Origin of the sequence: Mesotoga sp. UBA5847 (assembly GCF_002432735.1) — a bacterium.
Lineage (GTDB): Bacteria > Thermotogota > Thermotogae > Petrotogales > Kosmotogaceae > Mesotoga.
This window is the reverse complement of record NZ_DJGL01000080.1, coordinates 80,307-84,658: the sequence shown is the minus strand read 5'-3', so window position 1 is coordinate 84,658 and position 4,352 is coordinate 80,307. Positions and strand designations below refer to the sequence as shown.

3 protein-coding genes are annotated in these 4,352 nt (G+C 47.2%); 1 reads left to right on the top strand and 2 read right to left on the bottom strand.

All coding sequences use genetic code 11. From position 1 onward, the window contains the following. Positions 1-325: 325 nt before the first annotated feature. Both B3K91_RS10205 and B3K91_RS10200 read right to left on the bottom strand, forming a co-directional pair. On the bottom strand, positions 326-1,315 hold the full coding sequence (locus tag B3K91_RS10205) for an SDR family oxidoreductase (protein WP_214061401.1): 990 nt from the start codon (positions 1,313-1,315) through the stop codon (positions 326-328). Positions 1,316-1,321: 6 nt separating this feature from the next. Further along, positions 1,322-1,798: a MarR family winged helix-turn-helix transcriptional regulator gene (locus tag B3K91_RS10200; RefSeq protein WP_292594962.1), complete on the bottom strand. Its 477-nt coding sequence runs from the start codon at positions 1,796-1,798 to the stop codon at positions 1,322-1,324. A 120-nt stretch (positions 1,799-1,918) separates the two neighbouring features. Between B3K91_RS10200 and B3K91_RS10195 the strand changes: the two genes are divergently transcribed. After that, positions 1,919-4,006 (top strand): efflux RND transporter permease subunit, encoded by a 2,088-nt coding sequence (locus B3K91_RS10195; RefSeq protein ID WP_292593514.1) that lies wholly within the window; start codon positions 1,919-1,921, stop codon positions 4,004-4,006. The last annotated feature ends 346 nt before the right edge of the window (positions 4,007-4,352 follow it).

Below are 4,352 nucleotides of genomic sequence, written 5' to 3'. Positions count from 1 at the left end.
AACCATTGGGGGTCGAAGGGGTCTAAACCCTATAGAGGCGACAGGAATGAGGTTAGAGGTAAGAAGATCAAGGTCTTCCCGCTCTTCCAACCTCTTCCCTCTGGCCTCTTACATCCCCTCTGACCAAGAACCTGGACGCGCAGCGTCGGATGAACGTCTCATTCAGGGGCGTTTTGGTTCAGCTCAACAGGATAGACGAAAAGGAATCAGAGAAAGATATTCAGAAGCTTTTTCTTCTTTTCAAGAATGGGTTCTCGTGCATTCGTAGATAAGACTCGAGTTTGCCAGGTGGGATGATCTACATCTGACCTGCCGAATTGAGCTTTCACCGCAGTTTTATCGTGCCGTACCTGGATAGCCATTCGACGGCGTCCCTTAACGATTCCGAGACCTTTCTGGGATTGTGGCCCAATAGTTTCGTAGCTTTTTTGTGAGAATATTTGTAGTTTCTGGTGAGTGTGTGTACTGTATAAGGAGTGAAACAGGCTTTGGTCTTCGAGATCATGTAATACAGTGTGCTCAGGGCCGAAAGGACGTAAGCGCTAGTACTTTTCAAGAAGGTGTAGGTTTTCTTTCTACCGGTTATACGGTGCAGCATGTCCGTAAGCTCCTGTATCGTTACGCGCTCTCCGCCGAGAATGTAGACTTCGCCAGGCTTTGCCACTTTCGAAGCTGCGATCTCCGAACTCACCACATCGCGGACATCGACGAAGTCGAAAGAGCCATCGATCCCGACTCTCAACTTACCGCTTGCGAAGAGCCTTATCATGTTTCCCATTTCGGAAAGCTTGTAGTCGAAAGGTCCTATGATTCCCGTAGGGCAGAGCACGACTGCGTCCAGACCTTCCCTGGCTGCAGTTAGTACGCTCAGCACGGCCTCGGCCTTGGATTTCCCGTAGACCCCGCTAGTGCGGGCCGGATTGAACGGCACGTTTTCATCTATCATGCTTCCCGGTTCCAGCTCGGTGAAGGCGTGAATAGAGCTTGTATAGACCATCCTTCCCACCCGCTGAACCTTGCACGCGTGAATCACGTTTTCCGTGCCGCCTACGTTGACGCTTCTCACCTTTTTCTTCATGTTGGGCATTATGGATATGAGCGCTGCAAGATGATAGACTGTGTCGATTCCTTCACAGGCTCTGACCACAAACTCCCTGTCGCGTATATCGCCGTGGAGTATCTCCACTCTCTCCTGCTCGATCATCGAGGTATCTTCTCCAGGAAGGGCAACTGCCCTCACGGTTTCGCCTTTGATGACAAGCTCTCTGACGAGAACGTTACCAACGTGCCCGGTAGAACCGGTTACAAGTATCATGACTTTTCAGCTTTGCCTCCCTTCATCGGAATCCACGAGTTTTTCGTCTATAACGATCCGGGTTATTCTTTCGAACCCTTCGGTGATTATCGCAAGGTCTTCGGAACCAACTTTCTTTATGAACGTGGAGATCAACTTGGAAAAGTTCGCCAAAAAGCTTTCAAAGAAAGCCTTGCCACGCTCGGTTAGTGTAATCATTATCACCCGTCTATCTTCTTCAGAACGGACACGGGCAAGATAGCCCTTGTTCTCCATATCGTCCACAAGAACGGTGATATTGCTCTTTGTCATCGAGTACTCCTTCGCAAGTGAGGACATGCTCCGGGGCCCTTTGAGCGCAACAAACAAAAGGATATAGAGCTCGATTGTCTTCATCTCTTCGGCCTCTATGGTGAAAGAAAAGAACTTTGTGAAGTTCCTGACAAGATCGAACACAGACTCAAGTATCTTTTCAGGACTTATTCCCTCGCCTTCCAAATTCATCGTGCACCTCCTATGAAGTAATTATAACAGTCTAAGAAATTAATTGTTTAGATATTTTACTATACATAAACATAACTTTCAAAGAAATCATAGTACAATTCTGTAAAGGGGGCAATCCATATGATTAGCCGAAGGATTTCTATCCTTATAATAACTCTGTTTGCCATCATCACGATAGTAATGGGGCTCTTCATTCTAAGAGTTGAAATAAACGTTTCAAGCGAATTTCTTCTACCAGAGAAATCTCCTTCGAGAGAAAACATGAGAATGATGGAGAATCTTTTCGGAAGTGAAAAGCAGATTATCATTGTAGTTAAGACAGACGGTCTCTTCAAGGAAGACAATTCACTAATGATTTATGATTTCCTGCAAAAGCTCTCTACGATCGAGGGAGTGGTGGGTTACAACTCCTATCAGGATGCGGCAAAGGTTAGTTTGATTGGTGGGACAAACGTCCAACCTTATTTCGAGAAAGGGATCCCCAAGGATAACGCTCGCGAGATTCTGCAGAACCCGCTCTATCTCGACAACCTTCTAGACGAGAATGGAGAGGTCGCGCTCATTCCGATAAATGTAACCGAGAGCGTAGATGTCAAAACGATCCTGAAAGTTGCAGGCGAGTCGCTGGAGGGCATGGAGTTCTACGCCAGCGGAGAGCCGATTATCGATGAAGAGCTCTACGGTTCAATACTGTCGCTTTTGGTTGTATATCCCCCAATTCTCTTCGGCCTAATCTGCTTCATCTACTTCCTGAGGCTCGGAAGCATTCGGGCAGCAGTCATCCCTTCGATTCTATCAATCATCGCGGCTGTCTGGGCCTACGGCTTTGGCGTGATGATAGGCTTGGATATCAACATTCTCACCTCAACGGTGGGTCTTTTCATAGTTATAATCTCCTCGTCTTATGGGCTCCATTTCATAGATCGATACATCACTAACAGAAAGTTTCTGGATAGAAATCTCGCGTTGAAGCGAACAGTACATGAGGAGCTTATTCCCGTCTTCCTATCGGCGCTTACGACAGCAGTCGGCTTTCTAACATTCTTGGTGAGCAGTCTGGAGGCCTTCAGGCAACTGGGAATAATGGTCTCTATCGGTATTATGATGAGTTCGGCGCTCGTTCTCATAGCTCTTCCTGCCGCTCTCTATTTCATCGACCTCCCTGCGGTGAATAGAAGACTGAGGTTCAAGGGTCCGACAGGAGAGAAGGCAAAGAAGATTGAAATGGTTGCACTTATAGGTATAATTGCTTTCGCAGTCGTTTCGCCATTTCTGATTTCCAAAATCGAGCGGAACTTCGACCAGTTCGACTATTTCGAGAAGAGTTCCTCAATCGTGAAATCAGCCGAAACCATAAGAGATGAGTTCGGCTGGAACATGCCTTTTTACGTCATTCTTGACAAGAACAGTCTCTACACAGGCGCAGATGCACAAATCATTTCGAACCTCATTTCCGACATTAACAAGCTCGAAGAAGTCAGGGGCGTTTCATCCATAATGGATGTTTCCAGTGCTTTCGGAATCCCCCTTCCAATTCTCCAGATAGCTGCTCGCAACGGCGATCTGCCCGTGCAGCAATATATGGTCGGCAATTCGCTGCGCTTACTCGTCAAGACTCCAAATACCGACGCAGTAAGCTCCCAGCGTCTCGAAGATGACTTGAAGGAAATTCTAGAGGATTATCAGCAGTATAGTCCTTACGTTGCTTCGCCGCTGTTGATAATCTCCGGGGTTAACAACGAAATACTGCGCAGTCAGGTAAGCACAATCTTATGGGCTCTAGTAGTCATCACCTTGCTCCTCATAGTCGTTTTCAGGTCATTCAAACTGGCTCTAGTGTCTGTTCTTCCGATCGCCTTGTCTGTACTCTTCAACTTCTCTTATATGGCGATACTGGGCATAAAGCTGGAAATCTCTACTGCTATCGTTTCCGGGGTCCTTCTCGGAATGACAATAGACTACGCGATTCACCTGATCAACAGATTCATAGAGACCAAAGATATCTACAGGGCAAGACAAGAGGTCACACCGGCGATACTTTCTAATACAATAGCTCTGGCTGCAGGCTTTTCATCGCTGATATTCGCGCCTTTGAAGTTGTTCTCAGGACTTGGGTTGCTTCTCGCCATAGGAATGGTCACCGGCGCCATACTCACTCTCACAATCATTCCGAAAATCGTCTCCAAATGGAAGATGTCTACGCATTGATTCTTCTTCATAAAATAGCGAGATGAAAGACAGACTGATGACGCAAGCGCCGGTAGCGTAGCGGGTCCGAGGTTCCGGTGTGCCAAGATACGCTGAACGCTGCTCAAAACAACGTTGTCCGTCAACGGTCCACTGCCCACCGGAAAGAAGCAGTTCCAAGTTCCACGTTGTCAGTTGCAAGCAGAAGAATAGTTGTCCGTTGTTGGTTATTGGTGACCCGTCATTCATCAAGACCCACAGCCCAGATTGTGACCAAGATCAAGTGAAGATGATAAAGTGAGTGGATTTAAGGGCATGCTTCAAAGGTAAGACGCGTCGCCAGCTACTCGTTCTCAGTAGCATCAGA

Coding starts and splice junctions, on each gene's coding strand:
- B3K91_RS10195 (WP_292593514.1), top strand. CDS start 1,919: ATGATTAGCCGAAGGATTTCTATCCTTATAATAACTCTGTTTGCCATC.
- B3K91_RS10205 (WP_214061401.1), bottom strand. CDS start 1,315: ATGATACTTGTAACCGGTTCTACCGGGCACGTTGGTAACGTTCTCGTC.
- B3K91_RS10200 (WP_292594962.1), bottom strand. CDS start 1,798: ATGAATTTGGAAGGCGAGGGAATAAGTCCTGAAAAGATACTTGAGTCT.